Raw genomic sequence first — 17,944 nt, forward strand, 5'->3', positions numbered from 1 at the left:
TAAAACTATGCAATATCAAATAGAGTATTCCTATAAACAGAATGCTCTATTTCTTTTCATATTTTGCATCAAAAGGACTATCAAAAACCTTACTTGTTATTATAGGATTATCAGTAATAGCCTCAATGCGTCCATTACAATTACTTATAACACTTTTTATTAGTATCCAATATGGACATTTTGTATCCTAGATTCACTACAAAATTGTATAACAGATTTGTTTTGGAAACTGACATTCTTCTAAAAATAGACTTTATAGAATAGAATTCTTTTCTAAACCACATATAACCATCATATAATTCTCCTGCAGTCATATTTTTAGGTTTAAATGCTACTCGTGTTTTACCATTGTAGTATGTCCATTTATTACTTATTAATCTTCCCTCGCTTTTCATTTGTTCATATATAGGAGTTCTTGGTAAGGGAGTTAATATACTTACTGTAACGCCATCTACGCCTAGTTCGTTGCAGGCATTAAGTGTCTTTTCAAATATATCTTTTTTATCTGTATCTAAGCCGAATATTATCCCTGCTTGTATTGATATTCCATTTTTATGTAATAGATTTATTATGCTCTTGTATTTACTCACATTATTTATTCCCTTATTAACACTTGCAAGTCCATCTTGCGAAAAGGACTCTAATCCAACAAAGAAATATATGCATCCTGATTTTTTTGCAATTTTTAAAAGTTCTTCATCTTGACATCGTTCCAATGTAACTTGTGCAGCCCATTTCTTTTTCAATTTTGCAAGTTCAGTCATTAATTTTTTAGCATACTCTATATCACCAAAGAAGTTATCATCCCAAAATACAAAGTATTTACTTTTAATGCTTTTTATATCTTCTATCACTTCATTTATAGGACGAGTTCTAAAGGAGTCGCAATATATTTGTTTTAAATTACAATAGCTGCATTTATAAGGGCAACCTCTAGTAGCAAAAACTGCTCCTTTTGTAAAATATCTGCCTTTAACAAGGTCCCTTCTCGGTATAGGAATCCCTTTCAAAGAAGGTGCGTCTTCACAGATATACTGCTTCTTTGCACAATTGTTATAGAAATCATTAAGAAACTGAGGCCAAGTTTCTTCAGCTTCTCCAACTATAATATAATCACAATGCTCTATGGCCTCATTTGGTAACAAAGTTACATGTGGTCCTCCCATAACTACTTTTACATTTTGTTCTCTAAATTTTTGAGAAATATTATAACAATGTATTGCATTTGGTGTATTTACAGTTATAACAACTAAATCATACTTGCTATCATATTCTATGTCTTGATTGTACTCATCAACTAAAGTAATATTATATTTTGATTCATCAATAAAAGCCGCTAAATATGGCATAGTAATTTGAATAAAATTATTATATTGTTTTTTTCTAAAGTTATTGATTTCTTTGTTTTCTGGTGTAATCATTAAAATGTTTTTTCTCATCATATAGCTCCTATTAAATCTTATTTAATCATAGGTTAAGGTCCAAAAATTAAAGTCCCTAAATACCAGTATAAAAAAGGCAGTATAAATAATATGACATTACTAATTACGCCCCACTTGCCAAATGTATTACGTGATATTTTTAATGATATTACCCCCATAATAAAACCTATTGGAGTTATAAAAGGTGTTATGAGTAAAGGCATACCTTCTAGTTTTTGGTATGGTGTTATTTTAAAAAACCAATTCAATATAAGTACAATCATAATTGAAGATATTCCTAAAGAAATACCACCAATTACATTTGCAACAACGCCTCTGAGTGAATTCTCATTTTCCATTTATGATACCTCCCTATATCGTCATAGCTTTTAACAATTTTAAGTATACTTTAAGCTAGTTCATATTTGTCTACTATGTACCAGTTATCACCATCTTTTTTATCGTAATTCACCTTCCCTTTAATATACTTTGGTCTTTCTTAAAATTCATTTGCCAAATCCATTTTTTACCCATAGTGTATATTTTAACATTACTTAACCTAAAAACAAAGCACCTCTATTCATATTAGACAGAGGTGCTTTCCCTATGCTTTATCATATTAAGTTTGTTTCTATAATTTGCTTTATAGAAAAATCATGTACCTGTAAATAGTGTCTTACAACTTCTTCAATTGCCAGCAATGGAACTGGTCCAACAAGTTCTGCACTTGATATCAAAATACCATATCGTGCTGCCTCGCATCGGATTGCTTCCATAACTCTTGGAATAGGGGTTTTGCTATAGTTAATGAGATTCATTGAAACCTGAACCATATCCTTTTCTGTAATATGCAATCCAATGGCTCTAACAAATCTAAAACCCCCACTTATATTTCTAACTGCCTTTGCAATTTGATTAGCAATTTCAAGTTCATTAGTTCTTAAATTTACATTGAAGGCTATCAGCGGAAACCTAACTCCTGTAACTAAAGCTCCACTCTTAGGTACAAATTCTTTTGGCCCTTCGTCAGGTATCCACTCTGCTTTTTTCATTTTTTCTGCCAAGCCTTCATACTCACCTTTTCTTATATCAACTAAGCTTTTTCTATTAGGCTTAACTGCTGCATCCTCATAAAAATAAACTGGTACTCCCTTACTGCCCATATATTTCCCAAATTCTCTTGCTATTTCAACAGCCTCTGAAATTTCTATTCCTTCTACAGGAACAAAAGGCACAACATCTACAGCACCCATTCTTGGATGACTTCCCTCGTGCTTTGTCATATCAATCAATTCAATAGCTTTATCTGCTAATCTTTTTGTAGCCTCTAAAACCTTTTCTGGTTCTCCTATATAGGTAAAAACTGATCGATTGTGATCCTTATCTGAATTAAAGTCAATCATTTTAACATCATTATTTATTAGAAGTGCAGCCTTAACTTTTTCAACTACTTCATCATTTTTACCTTCGCTGATATTGACTTCGCTCAATAATACTCTCATTATAAATTTATCTCCTCTCACACATGCTAAACTTGTCTCAATTCAACTGCTTCTTTCTTAAATCTGGCTATTATACTTTCATCCTTTATTAGAGGAAGATTTGCCTCAATATTTAGTACACAACCTTCAATTCCAGCTTTACTTAACCCCTCTGCTGCCATTAAATCCGAAATTGCATTGGGATTAGATTTTTCCTTTAGCATGATACAAAATTCATATATTTTTTTGCATTTAATTGCATTCTCCATAGGAACTTTGGCTGCTTCAATCCCTGCTTTTTCTATAGCCTGACTTCTTCTTTTCTTATCACTTTCTGTATCTTTAGGAAGTATATAAGCTGCCTTAATTAGCATGTATGCTTCTGCATCTAACTGAGCTCCAAGTTCTAGTTCTTTTGCAATTTTGTCTGCTTCTTTTATTATTGCGTCATACTCATCCTCTAATAGACCATATGCCTTATTTATTGATAGCCTTGCTACCATAGCCACTAGTCCTGATGCCATAGCACCAGCCATGGCTGATGCTGAACCACCGCCAGTTGTAAAGTCCTTAGAATCAATTATTTGATTAAGAATATGAAAATTACACATATTATTTATTCCTACCTTTATCAATAACTACCTTACCCCTCTTTATAACCTTCTCAACTAAGTTACCGCCAATATGATATATTACATCTTCATGCTGACAAGTATCCCATATCTGAATATCAGCAAGCTTACCTACTTCCAAAGATCCTCTATCTTTATTGAGTTCAAGGGTAAAGGCTCCTCCCAAAGTTGCCGCTGCTATTGCTTCTTGTACGCTCATCTTATGCTGACGGCATGCTAAAGCTATAATAAATTGCATAGATTCTATATAGCACCCTGGGCAGCAATTGGTTGCCAACGCTATTGTTAAATTCTCTTCTATCATAGGACGTACTTCAAAGGGTTTAGGATGGTTTACGGCAAAATCTATTCCAGGCAGCAAAACTCCTGGTACACCTTTATCTACTAATTTTTTTATTACATTTCTTGGAGTGTAGTTTAAATGGTCAGCAGATACCATTTTCATCTCTGCTGCCAAATCTGATCCTCCAATATATGAATAAGCATCAGTATGAATTTTAGACTCTAATCCATAATCTCTAGCAGCCTTAAGAATTTTTTTGCACTCTTTTGCTGTATAATGGCCATCATCACACCAAGCATCACAAAATTGTGCAAGTTTCTCCTCAGCAACATAAGGAATCATATCCTTAAGTAGTATATCAATATACTTTGTCTTTGAAATATCCTCCGGCCACCCATGTGCCCCTAAAAAGGTTGAGATTACATCTATGTTCATGCTTTCATTTAATTTTTTATTTATCTCTAATATTTTAATCTCTGAAATGGTAGATAACCCATATCCACTTTTGCTTTCAACGGTGGTTGTACCTGCTTGAAGCATACGATTAACTCTATCTGCTGCTGCATTATATAATACTTCTTCAGAGGATTTTCTTGTCATTTCAACAGTTGCCATGATTCCAGTTTTTATACCTAGTGCTTTAAGAACTTCAGGGGCATCCGTTAACATCTTTGCCGAATATTCCTTAGCTCTTGATCCTCCAAATATAAGATGAGTATGGGAATCTACGAAACCTGGAAGAACTACTTTTCCCTTGCCATTTATAATTTCAGCCTCACTAGAATCAACAACCGCCATAACCTCTTCTTTAGTTCCTACTGAAACAATGTTTTCTCCTGAAACTGCAACATAACCATTTTCCACAAGTCCAATTAAGTCCTTAGAATTTTTTCTACAGGTTAAAAGCTGAGTACAATCTTTTATTAACAAATCAATCTTAATTTTACTTTCTTTATCCTCCAATATACTTTCCTCCTGGCATAATATAATTAAAAAAATTATTCTATTTTGCCAACTACTTTTTCAACTTCCTTTAGTAATTCTCCAGATTTAATAATTTCTTGACTATCATCAATCTCTAAATAAAGTATTCTATCATTTTCTAAAAAATCAACTTTTTTTCTTACAACTGCATATGCTGTCGCAGTGCCCTTTCCCAGCTTATCTTTCCCCTTAAAGTCAGCGCCTTGAGCTGCACATACAAGCTCTGTGGCAAGAACTCTTTGAGTATGTTTAATTATTTGACTTGCCTTCCTAGCACCAATGGTTCCAAAGCTTACATGGTCTTCTTGATTAGCACAGGTAGGTATAGAATCAACAGAAGCTGGATGGGCAAGTATTTTATTTTCTGATACAAGAGATGCTGCGGCATACTGTGCTACCATATAACCATCATTTATCCCTGCAACTGGTGTTAAAAATGCAGGTAAATCATTTAATGCTGGATTTAGTAACCTCTCAATTCTTCTTTCAGAAACATCCGCAAGCTCTGCTACTGCAATTCCCAAAGTATCCATAGCTATTGCAACAGGCTGTCCATGAAAATTTCCGCCAGAAATAACTTCTTTTTCTTCTGAAAAAATCAATGGATTATCTGTCGCTGAATTTATCTCTATTTCCACAACTGCTTTTACATACTCCATTGCTGGACGGCTTGCACCATGTATTTGTGGTATACATCTCAAAGCATAAGCATCTTGAACTCTTTTTTCTCCCTGTCTTGTAGTGAGCTTACTTTCCTTTAAAAGATTCCGTAAGTTTTTTGCAGAAAGTATCTGTCCTTTATGAGGCCTAACCTTATGAATCTTTTCATCAAAAGCATCGACAATACCTTCTAAGGCTTCAATAGATAGAGCTGCCACGATATCTGCACTTTTCAATAAAACATAGGAATCATGCACAGCTAAGGCAGCAACTGCCGTCATAGCACAGGTTCCATTAATAAGCGCTAAGCCTTCTTTCGCTACTAAACTGATTATAGGAATTTTAGCCATCTCCATAGCATTTTTTCCATTCATAATTGTGCCATTATATTCTGCATTACCTTCACCTATCATAACAAGTACCATGTGAGCAAGTGGACATAGATCACCGCTAGCTCCTACTGACCCCTGTTCTCTAATTAATGGATGCACTCTGCTATTTAACATATTGATTAATGTTTCAACGGTTTCAAGTCTTATTCCTGAGTGCCCCTTAGCAAGAGCATTGATTCTAAGAAGCATAATTGCTCTGGTTACCTCTATAGAAAAGTTATCCCCTGCACCAACTGCATCAGAATAAATTAAATTTTTCTGTAATTGCTCAAGTTCTTTAGGCGATATAGCTACCTCACTAAATTTACCAAAACCAGTATTAATTCCATATATTACTTGACCTTTGTCTATTAGTTTTTCAACAGTCTTCCTCGATGTAATAATATTCTCCTTAGCTTGTTCTGAGAGCTTTATCTTTACACCTTTTCTTGCAACCTTAACCACCTCTTCAATAGTAAGACTATTTCCATCTATTATCACAAAATTATTCATTACACTCATCCCCCTTCATGCTGCTATATTTTTAAGTTTATTAATTAATATAGATATCAACCCTAGATGCCTGACCTATTATCGATATTCATAAGGATATCCCTTCTGTACTATCAATAATTTTAGTTAAGAGTTAAGGAGGAAAAAATCTCCATAACTCTTAACTCTTACTTCTCAACAAAGAAACTATTTTCAAGTTTTTAGCGTGATGCTTTTCCTTCTGGACCAAAAGTAGCTGTTGGTGTCCACCATAGCGGTATCTTTATGCTATCCTCTGTAAGTTTTCCTTCGCCGTTAGCTACAGCCTTTGCTGTTTCATAGCCTGCTTGTGCATGTCTTACTACACCTATTCCAGAGTCAACGGTTAAGCATACATCTAGTCTGAAATCTGCTTCTTCAGTTCCATCTGCAATCATAGTTACCCCAGTATGAACAGCTTCACCCATTGAGTAGTTTGCTTGTATAGCAATCAAATCACACATGCCTGCACAATTTAGTAAGCCATTTAAATATGGCCAGTCAGATATTAAATCTCCACCATCTTTCATATTTTCCGATTCAAAGGTTGGATTTACAATTGAGCCAGAATCGAGATTGTCTCTTGAAAATGCTACTGGTCCCTTTAATTCACCCTTTTTAATTAATTCATTAACTGCTAAACCAAATTTTCTTCTTTGCCCAAATCCCATATAACATATTCTTGCTGGCAATCCCTCTATTGGTAGGTTTTTACGAGCAAGATTTATCCATCTTTCTACTAATGGATCTCCTTTGCATATTTCAAGCGCTAAATCATCTGTTCTCTTTAAATCCTCTGGATCTCCTGATATACAGGTCCATCTAAAAGGCCCTCTACCTTCACAGAATAATGGTCTTATATATGCAGATACAAAGCCTGGTATTTGTAATGCTTCTTCTCTAGGCATTCCAGCATCCATACACTCTTTTCTTATACTTGTTCCATACTCAAATACCTCTACGCCCTTCTTAGAAAATGCAATCATTGCTCTTAATTGACGTTTCATAGTTTCTCTTGCATCCTGTAAATATGCATTTCTAGCTCTAACTCTATATTCATCTGCCTGTTCTCCAGTATACCCTGATGGTATGTAGGAGATTGGATCATGACATGGGCACATTTCACTTATAATATCTGGCATAAAACCTTTATCATAGCCTTCCCAGTATATGTCCGCTGCGTTGCCTACTACGGCTACTGCCAATGGCTCCTTCTTAGCTGCAGCTTCTTCTGCCATTTTTCTAGCTTCATCAAAAGTATAAACAATCTTATCCATGTAGCCTTTTTCTATACGTCTTCTTATTACTCTTTCATCTGCATCTACTACAATAGCAACTCCACCGTGCATTTTCATTGCCCAGCTCTGGTTACCACCCATTCCCCCTGCTCCTGCTGTAAGATAAATTCTGCCTGATAAGCTATTGTTAAACCTTTTTATAGCAATAGCTGATAGAGTTTCAAAGGTTCCCTGTATAACCCCCTGTGTTCCTATATATTCCCAAGGGGCTGCTGTATACTGTGCAAACATAGTAAGATTCTTGTCCTGTAAATCATAAAAAGTTGGCCAGTCTGCCTTCATAATATTTGTTGTTGCCATGACAACTCTAGGAGCTAATTTATGAGTCTTAAAAATTGCCACAGGCATACCTGATTGAACTACTAATGTTTCATTATCTTCTAATTCCTTAAGAGACTTAACAATAGCATGATAGGACTCCCAGTTACGTGCACACTTTCCATTGCCACCATATATAACGAGCAATTCTGGAATCTCTGCATTTTCCATATTGTTCTCAAGCATTCTAAGAATTGTTTCCTGCTTCCATCCCTTACAGCGAAGTTCTGATCCTCTTTGAGCTTTTACTGAATAAAGTATTTCTGGTTTCATTAATAAATCCCCCTTTTATTCCTTATACACTGTAATATAAGCAACCTTCATGCCAGAAAATATATTTCACAAAAAAATAAAGCCTTTTAACTCAAAGGCTTCATAAGTTTAGTATTTTTGCTAAAATCCACAGAAAAGTTTATTATATAGCTAACTTTCATTAAATCCCTTGTGTAAGTGAAGCTTCAGTTTATTGCATAAAATTTATGCAATAAACTGCTTCACCCCAGCAAATCCAATGTACTAATTTTTATATTATTATCTAAATTTTATGCACTTTTTAATAATCATATTTTACTATTCTTTTGGTTTTTCTATTTTTAGTTTTTTCATTCTATACTCAAGACTTTGTCTTATTATTCCTAAGTCTTTTGTTGCCCTGCTTATATTCCAATTATTTTTCTTCAAGCTTTCTAATATTAATTCTTTTTCAATGCTCCTTAGTATATCTGGTAGTCCATGTTGACTCTTTTGAACTTTATCTATAGATATTGAACCAATCATATCCTCTCTAATATAATGAGGAATATCTAATATTTTTAATTCAGTTTGGGTATCTGTGGTTCTAATCATTATATTCTCTATGACATGTTCCAGTTCTCTTACATTGCCAGGCCATTTGTAATCTATCATTACTTCTCTAAGTTCTTTTGAGATTGATTTAATATTTTTATTAAGCATCTTATTGTATTTGTTAATAAAAAATTCTATTGTAGTTACTATATCCTCTTTTCTTTCTCTAAGTGGAGGAATATACAAACTAACACCTGCAAGCCTATAGTAAAGATCTTGTCTCAATTTATCCTCTTTAATTGCTTTTTGAGGATCTTCATTTACAGCACTAATGATTCTACAGGAAATTGGTATAGAATTTATACCGCCTACTCTTCTAACCTTTTTTTCCTGCAATACTCTTAATAGTTTTGATTGCATTAAAATAGGCATGGAGTTAATTTCATCTAAAAATAATGTTCCTTTACCTGCTTCTTCAAACAAACCTGCTTGATCTACAGCGCCTGTATATGCACCTTTTACAGTACCGAACAATATACTTTCCAATAAATTTTCTGGTATAGCAGAACAATTAATATCAACAAAAGCCTCTTTATTATTTTTGCTAAAATTATGTATGCTTTGAGCAAAAACTTCTTTTCCCGTACCAGTTTCCCCTACAATTAATATAGGACTATTAACCAAAGCCATAGTCTGACTTTCTTTTATCAAATTAACCATAACACTACTATCACCTATGATATCTGTAAATATATACTGTGTACCATTTTTCTGATAATTTTTTTCATTATATTTAGATTTACTATATAATTTACGTTTTAACTCAAGTGTTTCATGAAGCAAGGCCTGTAAACTACTTTCATTTTTGCAAACAGAATATACAGCTATGGTTTCCCCATCTTTTACAATAGGATACGTGCTATAAGAAACATATTTTGCTACACCACCCTTATACGAATGTGCCTGATATTTATCTATTATTGGAGTATTAGTCTTAAATACTTTCTGATGCTCTGAAAGTTCCGGCTTAGATTGATAACCTTCCCAAAGGAATTTACCTACTACCTCCTTTGAACTCAATTCTTCTAATTTTTCCTGTGATTTATTATATAAAACAATACGACCTTCATAATTGCTTATAATGATTCCGTCATTAATGCTATCGATTATTTTCTCTAGACAATATATTTTTGTATCCTTATTATTAAAGTCTGTTATTTCACCTATAATAACAAGTGTATATTCCTCCTCACCGTCTTTAATAGTTTTGCATTTTATTTTATATTTTTTCCCTGATAAATTATTAATTGTACTGTTTTTTATTTGATTTAGATCTATTGAAAATACATCACTAAACTTTTTCCCTAAAATCTCTTTTTCATAAGAAATTTCTTTATATAAATCATCACTCCATATAATCTTTTCTTCTTTGTCCAATATGATTATTCCATTAACATATTCGGATATAATATCCCCAATAGTTTTTATGTCCATGTTCCTTTTCCCCCAATAAAAATATTAAACAAACTAAGCGTATAAATTAGTTTATCTATATTCTAAATCTGAACTTCACTTCCGGTTCTAATGTATTCAATTTTATTTCCTAACCCCTGTTTTAATTTGTTATATGCTTTCTCTCCTGTACAGTGTCCAGTATATACTTTTTCTATCTTTTCATTGACAATTTTATTAATAATTAAATCAATCTCATCCTGCGATGTACTGAAGATATCAATTGCTGGTATTTTAGCTAAATGAAACCCACCTATAAGTGCTTTAATACTTGTCCCTGGAAATAACTTATTAACAGCCTCTATCATATTCACAGCTCCATTATGAGAACATCCACTAAACATACATATTCCCTTATTTTCTTTTATAACCATAATTAATTCATGTTCAAATTTATCGTTAACTATTTTAGTTCCTTCTTTTACAAACAGATATTTGTTGCCTTCAGGAACCTTGTGATTCCTCTGTATATCTGTGATTATAAAAACATCCTCCATTATTTCAGTAAAGTTATCAATATATTCTATCCTACTGGAGTACTTTTCAAATACTTCTTTATTTATTCCGATACTTTTCTTAAAAAGTATATTTCCTGAGTAATAGTCTCCAAAAACTTTTCTTTTCATATATATCTTAGCTCTGTTATTTATCTTTAGAAAAGATAGGAGCCCTCCTCCGTGATCGGCATGTCCATGTGAAAGAACCACAACATCTATATTTTCTAAATTAATTCCTAACTTCTGTGCATTGACTATAAAATTATTAGTTTTACCAGTGTCAAATAGTATACGTTTATTGCCTTTTTCTATATATAAAGACAGTCCATGTTCATTAATCAAATCTTCTAATTCACCTTTAGTATTTTCTATAAGTACAGTTATTTTCATATACTTCACCCTCATATTAATATATTTAATCTAATCATATTACAAGATTTAACCAAATACAAACATCAGGTTTTTTCTTTATTGTACTTTATAAATATATATTTAATTCGCATATCAAAATTCTCACCTGCAACTCTATATTGTTTCCAATGTTATAACTCAAAAAAACTTACACTAACTTATATTTACTTATAAAACATTGACAAATTACTTATAAATCATTACAATTTACTTATACATCATTATAATTTCAGAGGTGATTTACGTGTATCAAGAAGAGAGAATGCAGCTAATACTAGATTATTTAAGTAAAAATAAAAGAATAAGTGTAGAAGAAATATGTAAATTATACGATGTTTCAAGGGATACTGCCCGTAGAGACTTAGTTAACTTAGAAAAGCAAGGTGCTATTGTTAGAACTCACGGTGGGGCAATACTTCCATTACCAAATGAAGAGATAAAAAGCTATTCCGAAAGACTTCTATTTGATGTGGAAGAAAAGCATAAGATTGCCAAATTAAGCGCTTCTCTCATTAAAGAAAGAGATACTGTAATTTTAGATACTTCAACAACAGTTCAGGCTTGTGCTGAACTATTAGAAGATAAGGAATGTAATATAATTACGAGCTCAATAAATGTAGCAGATATACTCTCCAAGAAATCTAAGGTAAACACCTTTTTGCTTGGAGGAAAGTTAAACAATGAGCATAGATATTTATACGGAAATGCGACAATAAACATGTTGTCATATTATTTTGCTGACAAGGCCTTTTTAGGAGCACTAGCTATATCCTCCAATGGAATTACCGTTGGTGATGATGAGGATGCTGCAGTTATGCGAAAAATGGTAGAGCAGTCTAAAGAATCTATAGTTTTAGCAGATCATAAAAAGTTTAACAAAACTGCAAACTTTAAAGTATGCGATCTTTCGCAAATAGATTTAATAATTACTGATCAATATCCTAATGAAGAATTTATGAAAATTTTAGATAAAAATAATGTAAATTTAATTGTAGTTGAGTAATGTGAGGTGTGTGTAATGAAACTTTTTGCAACAGATTTAGATGGAACTCTTTTAAACTCAAATCATGAAGTAAGTAAAGAAAATGTAGAGGCTTTAAAATTAGCTCAACAAGAAGGGGTAGAAATAGCAATTGCAACAGGTAGGACCTATTCTGATGCAATTCACATATGTAGAAAGGCAAATATTAATGCCCATATAATTTCAAATAATGGTGCTTTAGTATTTTCTAAGGAAGGAAAAAAATTAAAGTCTTCTACTATAGATAAAGAGTCCCTTGAGTATGTGCTAAATTGGCTCTATGAAAATGAATATTTTTTTGAAATATGTACAGATAAAAGCTTATTTTTGCCATATGATACAAAAACAATACTTGAAAAAGACTTTAAAGTAGCAAAAGCCAATGATCCCTCTCTTCCTATGAATATCATCAGTGATATGACAAGCTTAATATTCTCTCAAGAAGGTATAAAACTTATAAATTGTAAGGATGATATTTTAAATTCAGACTTAGATTTTTGCAGTATAACTGCTGTTTCTTTTGATAAGAACAGGCTTCAGTATGGAAGAGATCGCTATAGCAAATATAAGAATTTATCTATGGTGGTCTCATCAGAATATAACTTTGAAATGATTAATAAAGATGCCTCCAAAGGTAATTCTTTAGAATATCTAGCCAATTACTTAAGCATTCCATTAAAAGATGTTGCAGCAATCGGTGACAATTATAATGATATATCTATGTTTAGAAAAGCCGGAATAAGCGTTGCAATGGGAAATGCCAAAGATGATATAAAAACTATATGCAGTCATATTTCAGTATCAAATGATCTTAATGGAGTAGCCCATTTTATTCATAAATTTATGAATAAATTAAAGCTTAAGTCAGCGACCGCGTAACCATTTGGGCGTAAGGTCGGACTTAAAGGGGTGTAATCAAAAATTTAGCTTACACCCCTTATTTCTTAAATAGAAATTATAAAATTTTATATAATTAAACTATTGGCTTTCCATAATAGCCAGAGCAACGGCTCCTATTACTCCAGATTGTTTTACTAAAGCTGCAGGGACAACCCTACAGTTTTCTCTTAGTACTTTAAAACATCTCTTATTAATTACTTTATTTACCTTATCAAAAACTATCTCGCCCGCTAAGGATACTCCCCCTCCTAGCACCACTATTTCTGGGTCCATAATAGTAATTATATTTGATACTCCTATACCTAAATATTCAAGGCTTTTATCTATTATATCTGATGATAGCTTGTCACCTTTTCTTGCTTCTTCAAATACCTCATAAGAGGTTACAACTTCATAGCTCTTTAGTGAACTTTCCGCTCCAGCCTTAAGCTTTTCATTTGCTATTCTCGCAATAGCTGTACCTGATGCTAGTGCTTCTAAACAGCCATAGTTGCCACAGTTACATCTTGGTCCCTCAGGCAATATAGTAGTGTGTCCTAATTCCAATGCATTACAGGTATTACCTCGATAGATTCTTCCATCAACAATAGCACCTGCACCAATACCAGTGCTTACGGTAATATAAACCATATTTTTTGTATTTTTGCCCGCTCCAAACATGAATTCACCTATAGCTGCTGCGTTAGCATCATTCTCCAAATAGGTAGGTATTTTAAATCTTTCTTCTATAGGCTTAACAAGATGAAAATTTTCAAATGGTAGATTAGGGGTTTCTAGTATTATTCCTTTTTTGGAGTCTAAAGGTCCAGGGGATCCAATTCCTATGGACTTTATTTCATCAACTTTCTTATCTCCAAGCGCTAATACTTTTTCAATGGCAGAAAGTATTCTTCCTAATACTTCTTGTTCTCCTCCTGCAGCATTTGTAGGGATAGTATATTCACTAATTATATTTCCATTTAATTCTGCAAGGGCAGTGCTAATTTTTGTTCCTCCTAAGTCCACTCCTATGACATATCTCTTTTCCATACAACCTCTCCTATAACCTTAAAATCTTTTGCTATTAGATACTCTTTTATCTAATACATGCTTTTCTTTAATAGTTCTATAAGTTATTTTGAATATCCTTCTTATAAAGTTCATAACTTCAATTCGTAATATCTTTAAAGCGCGATGTAAAAACACCATAAAATTCATTGAATAATATGGTGTTTGAAAACTATTTGTATTTTAATATTTATCCGATGTCTACCGCCACTAACACCCCAACTTCTTAAAGTTGAGGATAAGTGGCGCTACGCCCCTGGATAACGGCTTCTAAGCTTCAGATGGAGTTTAAAACTCCACCTGAAGCCAAGAATCCTGTTTATAGTGACTAATAAGAAAAATATAAATTAATTATTTAAGATTATCTAAAACTAAGCTTCTACTCTTTCCAATTTATAAATAACTGGGTGAAGTCCGTCGTTACATGAATGTATTGCTATTCCATCTTGCCTTACATAAGGACTATTACCACCCGACGCTAAAAGAGCAACTTTACTTTTCAATCCTTCCCAAGCGCCAATACAAAATTTATTTGGCATATCACAATTTTTTGATATGTATTCATCCCCTTCTTGTCCCTTTGCACAAACTACAGGAATGTTACTTTTTGCGTAATCTTTATGGATATCTTCAACCTTTAATTTTTTTAATATTGTAATTTTAACATCATAACACTTTGTAATTTCCATGTTTATACCCCCAATTTGTAAATGTTGTTTTTTAATGTCTTATGACTGAGACTTAATTAATATTATACCATGTTTTATATATACTTTCATATTTATATAAAACATGGTATAGTTACCCAATAATTTTAATAGTTGCGTTGCATTATATTACAATTCTATAATAGCTGATAGGTATCAAATATTTTTTACTACATATAGAAGCAAAATAAATAGCTATATATCCTATATATGAGAGTTATTTCGCTAAATCAAGAACAGACTTAAATGCTTGTGCCAATTTTTCTGATTTGTCAACTGCCCAAAAATGCATGAAGAATAGTCGAGGAACTTCGGTAAGCATATGATTGTGAATAGCAGTTACAGCAATATTGTTCTTCCTTAAGATGCCTATAACTGGATTGACTTCATTTGCTAATAAAACAAGATCACCTGTGGTAGCTACTTTATTTCCTACAGATTGAAAATTAATACCATGTGATATTCCCATAGCAGGTGATAACTTATGACCATCCTCTGAGATTATTTTAGTTCTTGGAACTGATAGCTGGAGCACTTTACCTTTATGTGAGCCTTTGTGTCCTAAAATATCTTCAATTACCTTCCAATCAATTTTAGAAGGAGGTTGTTGTTTTTTTATGTTAAAGGGAGTTGTTGTTAAAGAAAGTGCATTTCTTACACTTTGAGCAAGTTTAATTGGATCTCCTTCACCTTTAATGTGCAGATACATAATTCGTGGTGATTCATGCAGTAGATGGTTATGAAGCCCTGTTACTTCAATTCCATTTTCAATTAGGTTTGACATAACAGGATCTACTTCATCTTCTAGCAAAACAAGATCTCCCATCATCATGCTGTGATTTCCTAATTGATTAAAGGCTACCCAGGAGGTCAAGGCTAGATCAGGTTCTATTATAATGCCATCTATTTTAACCTTTAAATCAAAACGTGGAAAAGTAAATTTAAAAACTCCTCCAGCAGTAGTGCCTTCCTGAGAGAAAATCTTTCTTATGGTTTCTAAATCATATTCTGATTTATGATTTCTAAAATTTAAGTTCTTATCTAATGTTGCAATTGGCACTAATAATTCTTGCCCTTCAAATATTTGATGCGGCCAAAATATATTGTTGGACAATGCAAGCATTCTAACACAAATTCCGAAACGATGCGCTATAGTATATAGTGTATCACCATATTGAACTTTATAAGTCATCATGAAGCTTCTCTCCTACTAATTGATAAATCTCCATTATTATCCTATTCATTACCTTATTAAATAGTTACTGAGAATTATTGAAGATAAAGGTGCAATAAATCTAAATATGAAAGAATTGTCTATATAGAACGCTCTAAGTTTTTTAAAGAATGTACCTTGATTTTGGTGAAATCTTTTAGTTATAAAGTTTAACAAAAAGTCATGCACAAAGTACAGGAAATCTTGATGTGCTGCATGACTTTTCTTTGTTATATTATACTCAAAAGTTAAATTTAATTAGTCACATAATGTAGGTAAATCTCATACTATACTACCAGAAATGCCCCCTTTATATTACATAGAAAATCAAGTTTTGCATAAGAGCTAAAGACAAAATACAACCTTGATTTTCTAAAAATATTAATATTATAGGGGGACCTAAGATGACACATTGTAATAGACAAATGAATGATCCTTGTAATCACACACAGGATCCTTGTAACCACACTAAAGATACTTGTAGTCTTTGTAACCAATTTGCCAGAATACTTGGAGCAGAAATTTTAACATCTACGAGAGATTTATGTGTTGTGACATTTCTTAGAGATATAAATGCAACTATATTAGGAAGACCAACTCATTCTCCATTAGCTTTAGCTGCTTTATTCTCCTTCGAATCTATGGATAGCCGTGGAAGAACTCTTAATTTAGGTGAAACAGTAATTTTACAGGAAGAAATTAATGATTTTATTACTATCCTTAGGGAACACGGAATATTAGTTACTGCTCTTCACAACCATTGGTTATTCGATAATCCAAGACTTATGTATATTCACTTTGAATCCATTGATGAGCCTTTAAACTTTGCAAGAAAAGTAGCCGATGCTTTACGTGTCTTAAGATGCTAATGCTTTACACGTTTTAATATAATTATTTCGGGTAATTGCAGAACATTCTCACAGTTACTCAGGTACAACAACATACGATCAAGGTCACATTCATCACTATGGCGGAGTTACTGCTAAGGCACCAAGTGGAGTGCCTCATGATCATTGTATGGAAGGTGATACAACTTTCAATCATGGTCATCATCACGATTATGTAACTAATACAGGTCCAGCAATCAATCTACCTGATGGACGCCATTATCATTACTTTCAAACTATGGTAAAACGTACAGATGGTCACGTACACTATATATGTGGATATACAAGCACTGATTAATTTTAATGTACACCTATTCCCCTAAGAAAGAGCCGTCATTTTTTATAGCAGTTACTTTCTTATCCATCCCCTTTAATTCCATTGTGCCATCTATATGGATCTTACGTAACTAACATAATAGCTCTGCGATTATTCTAAATTAAGTCTTTCTCATTTTTTACTACATATGGAATAAAAAAATAGATATATATCCTATAGTATCAGGATATATATCTGTATTATTAGAATTGTAATTTTTGCAACTGTTCTAACTGTTTATCTAAATTATCAATATTAGTATTTAGCGTCTTAGTATCAAGCGGCTTTACTTTTATTGCAGCATTTATGGTATGTAGAGGATCTTCTATCTTTTCATATAGTTCAGGAGATTTTGCTTTAATGTTATCCTCGAATTGCTTCCAGTTTCCTTCTAAACCTTCAGAAGTTTTTATAACTTTATCTTCTTCCTTATTATTAAGCTCTGTTTTCATTTGCTTAATAACCTCTTTCATATTATTGCTTCCCTCTTGAATAGTAAGAGTTTTTTGTTTTTCTGCAGGAGTCTCCTGTTTAGTTTGATTTTGCGCTGAATTTGCAGCTTGTTCATTTTTTTGTGTGCCACATCCTGCAAAAGTTAGTACTATACCTAGAGAACTTACCATAAATAATTTTTTAAAATTCATCATTATACCCTTTCCTCCTAAACA

At 32.6% G+C, this 17,944-nt stretch carries 17 protein-coding genes; 4 read left to right on the forward strand and 13 right to left on the reverse strand.

What is annotated here, in order from left to right:
• Positions 1–140: 140 nt before the first annotated feature.
• The 9 genes from I6U51_RS05310 to I6U51_RS05350 form a co-directional block, all read right to left on the reverse strand.
• Positions 141–1,439 carry a B12-binding domain-containing radical SAM protein gene (locus tag I6U51_RS05310; protein ID WP_211141599.1) on the reverse strand — a complete coding sequence of 433 codons (1,299 nt, stop codon included), beginning with the start codon at positions 1,437–1,439 and terminating at the stop codon, positions 141–143.
• A gap of 35 nt (positions 1,440–1,474) precedes the next feature.
• Positions 1,475–1,780: a hypothetical protein gene (locus I6U51_RS05315; RefSeq protein WP_211141600.1), complete on the reverse strand. Its 306-nt coding sequence runs from the start codon at positions 1,778–1,780 to the stop codon at positions 1,475–1,477.
• 255 nt (positions 1,781–2,035) lie between these two features.
• On the reverse strand, positions 2,036–2,923 hold the full coding sequence (ftcD, locus tag I6U51_RS05320) for a glutamate formimidoyltransferase (RefSeq protein ID WP_211141602.1): 888 nt from the start codon (positions 2,921–2,923) through the stop codon (positions 2,036–2,038).
• A 26-nt stretch (positions 2,924–2,949) separates the two neighbouring features.
• Positions 2,950–3,537, reverse strand: coding sequence for a cyclodeaminase/cyclohydrolase family protein (locus I6U51_RS05325; RefSeq protein WP_246517077.1), 588 nt, complete (start codon positions 3,535–3,537; stop codon positions 2,950–2,952).
• Positions 3,515–4,780: an imidazolonepropionase gene (hutI, locus tag I6U51_RS05330; RefSeq protein ID WP_246517079.1), complete on the reverse strand. Its 1,266-nt coding sequence runs from the start codon at positions 4,778–4,780 to the stop codon at positions 3,515–3,517. Before hutI ends, I6U51_RS05325 begins: the two co-directional genes overlap by 23 nt.
• Before the next feature lie 35 nt (positions 4,781–4,815).
• Positions 4,816–6,345: a histidine ammonia-lyase gene (gene hutH, locus I6U51_RS05335; protein WP_211141604.1), complete on the reverse strand. Its 1,530-nt coding sequence runs from the start codon at positions 6,343–6,345 to the stop codon at positions 4,816–4,818.
• A gap of 200 nt (positions 6,346–6,545) precedes the next feature.
• Positions 6,546–8,252: a urocanate hydratase gene (locus I6U51_RS05340; RefSeq protein WP_211141606.1), complete on the reverse strand. Its 1,707-nt coding sequence runs from the start codon at positions 8,250–8,252 to the stop codon at positions 6,546–6,548.
• Between the two features lie 297 nt (positions 8,253–8,549).
• Positions 8,550–10,259, reverse strand: coding sequence for a sigma 54-interacting transcriptional regulator (locus tag I6U51_RS05345; protein WP_211141608.1), 1,710 nt, complete (start codon positions 10,257–10,259; stop codon positions 8,550–8,552).
• A 62-nt stretch (positions 10,260–10,321) separates the two neighbouring features.
• Positions 10,322–11,164 carry an MBL fold metallo-hydrolase gene (locus I6U51_RS05350; RefSeq protein WP_211141609.1) on the reverse strand — a complete coding sequence of 281 codons (843 nt, stop codon included), beginning with the start codon at positions 11,162–11,164 and terminating at the stop codon, positions 10,322–10,324.
• Between the two features lie 265 nt (positions 11,165–11,429).
• On the opposite strand from I6U51_RS05350, the gene I6U51_RS05355 reads away from it, so the two are divergent.
• Positions 11,430–12,188 carry a DeoR family transcriptional regulator gene (locus I6U51_RS05355; RefSeq protein ID WP_211141611.1) on the forward strand — a complete coding sequence of 253 codons (759 nt, stop codon included), beginning with the start codon at positions 11,430–11,432 and terminating at the stop codon, positions 12,186–12,188.
• A gap of 15 nt (positions 12,189–12,203) precedes the next feature.
• Positions 12,204–13,085, forward strand: coding sequence for a Cof-type HAD-IIB family hydrolase (locus I6U51_RS05360; protein ID WP_211141613.1), 882 nt, complete (start codon positions 12,204–12,206; stop codon positions 13,083–13,085).
• Positions 13,086–13,184: 99 nt separating this feature from the next.
• On the opposite strand, the gene I6U51_RS05365 is transcribed toward I6U51_RS05360, so the two are convergent.
• From I6U51_RS05365 to I6U51_RS05375, 3 genes are all read right to left on the reverse strand, one after another.
• On the reverse strand, positions 13,185–14,135 hold the full coding sequence (locus tag I6U51_RS05365) for an ROK family protein (RefSeq protein WP_211141615.1): 951 nt from the start codon (positions 14,133–14,135) through the stop codon (positions 13,185–13,187).
• Positions 14,136–14,524: 389 nt separating this feature from the next.
• On the reverse strand, positions 14,525–14,842 hold the full coding sequence (locus I6U51_RS05370) for a TIGR04076 family protein (RefSeq protein ID WP_211141617.1): 318 nt from the start codon (positions 14,840–14,842) through the stop codon (positions 14,525–14,527).
• 235 nt (positions 14,843–15,077) lie between these two features.
• Positions 15,078–16,055: a DUF1259 domain-containing protein gene (locus I6U51_RS05375; protein WP_211141619.1), complete on the reverse strand. Its 978-nt coding sequence runs from the start codon at positions 16,053–16,055 to the stop codon at positions 15,078–15,080.
• 443 nt (positions 16,056–16,498) lie between these two features.
• On the opposite strand from I6U51_RS05375, the gene I6U51_RS05380 reads away from it, so the two are divergent.
• Both I6U51_RS05380 and I6U51_RS05385 read left to right on the forward strand, forming a co-directional pair.
• Positions 16,499–16,942 carry a DUF1259 domain-containing protein gene (locus I6U51_RS05380; protein ID WP_211141730.1) on the forward strand — a complete coding sequence of 148 codons (444 nt, stop codon included), beginning with the start codon at positions 16,499–16,501 and terminating at the stop codon, positions 16,940–16,942.
• A 34-nt stretch (positions 16,943–16,976) separates the two neighbouring features.
• Entirely contained in the window at positions 16,977–17,258 is a 282-nt protein-coding gene (locus I6U51_RS05385) for a YmaF family protein (protein WP_211141731.1), read from the forward strand.
• A gap of 221 nt (positions 17,259–17,479) precedes the next feature.
• Here I6U51_RS05385 and I6U51_RS05390 read toward each other — a convergent pair whose 3' ends face one another.
• The gene (locus tag I6U51_RS05390; RefSeq protein WP_211141621.1) at positions 17,480–17,923 is read right to left on the reverse strand and encodes a hypothetical protein; all 444 of its coding nucleotides are present in this window, start codon (positions 17,921–17,923) and stop codon (positions 17,480–17,482) included.
• Between the last annotated feature and the right edge of the window lie 21 nt (positions 17,924–17,944).

The organism is Clostridium aciditolerans (assembly GCF_016316925.1).
In the GTDB taxonomy this organism is placed as follows: Bacteria; Bacillota; Clostridia; order Clostridiales; family Clostridiaceae; genus Clostridium_AM; species Clostridium_AM aciditolerans.

Bases quoted from the DNA above. Each gene is read 5' to 3' on its own strand.
- I6U51_RS05365 (WP_211141615.1), bottom strand. From the start codon at position 14,135: ATGGAAAAGAGATATGTCATAGGAGTGGACTTAGGAGGAACAAAAATT.
- I6U51_RS05370 (WP_211141617.1), bottom strand. From the start codon at position 14,842: ATGGAAATTACAAAGTGTTATGATGTTAAAATTACAATATTAAAAAAA.
- I6U51_RS05375 (WP_211141619.1), bottom strand. From the start codon at position 16,055: ATGATGACTTATAAAGTTCAATATGGTGATACACTATATACTATAGCG.
- I6U51_RS05310 (WP_211141599.1), bottom strand. From the start codon at position 1,439: ATGAGAAAAAACATTTTAATGATTACACCAGAAAACAAAGAAATCAAT.
- I6U51_RS05380 (WP_211141730.1), top strand. From the start codon at position 16,499: ATGAATGATCCTTGTAATCACACACAGGATCCTTGTAACCACACTAAA.
- I6U51_RS05390 (WP_211141621.1), bottom strand. From the start codon at position 17,923: ATGATGAATTTTAAAAAATTATTTATGGTAAGTTCTCTAGGTATAGTA.
- I6U51_RS05345 (WP_211141608.1), bottom strand. From the start codon at position 10,259: ATGGACATAAAAACTATTGGGGATATTATATCCGAATATGTTAATGGA.
- I6U51_RS05350 (WP_211141609.1), bottom strand. From the start codon at position 11,164: ATGAAAATAACTGTACTTATAGAAAATACTAAAGGTGAATTAGAAGAT.
- I6U51_RS05340 (WP_211141606.1), bottom strand. From the start codon at position 8,252: ATGAAACCAGAAATACTTTATTCAGTAAAAGCTCAAAGAGGATCAGAA.
- ftcD (WP_211141602.1), bottom strand. From the start codon at position 2,923: ATGAGAGTATTATTGAGCGAAGTCAATATCAGCGAAGGTAAAAATGAT.
- I6U51_RS05315 (WP_211141600.1), bottom strand. From the start codon at position 1,780: ATGGAAAATGAGAATTCACTCAGAGGCGTTGTTGCAAATGTAATTGGT.
- I6U51_RS05360 (WP_211141613.1), top strand. From the start codon at position 12,204: ATGAAACTTTTTGCAACAGATTTAGATGGAACTCTTTTAAACTCAAAT.
- hutH (WP_211141604.1), bottom strand. From the start codon at position 6,345: ATGAATAATTTTGTGATAATAGATGGAAATAGTCTTACTATTGAAGAG.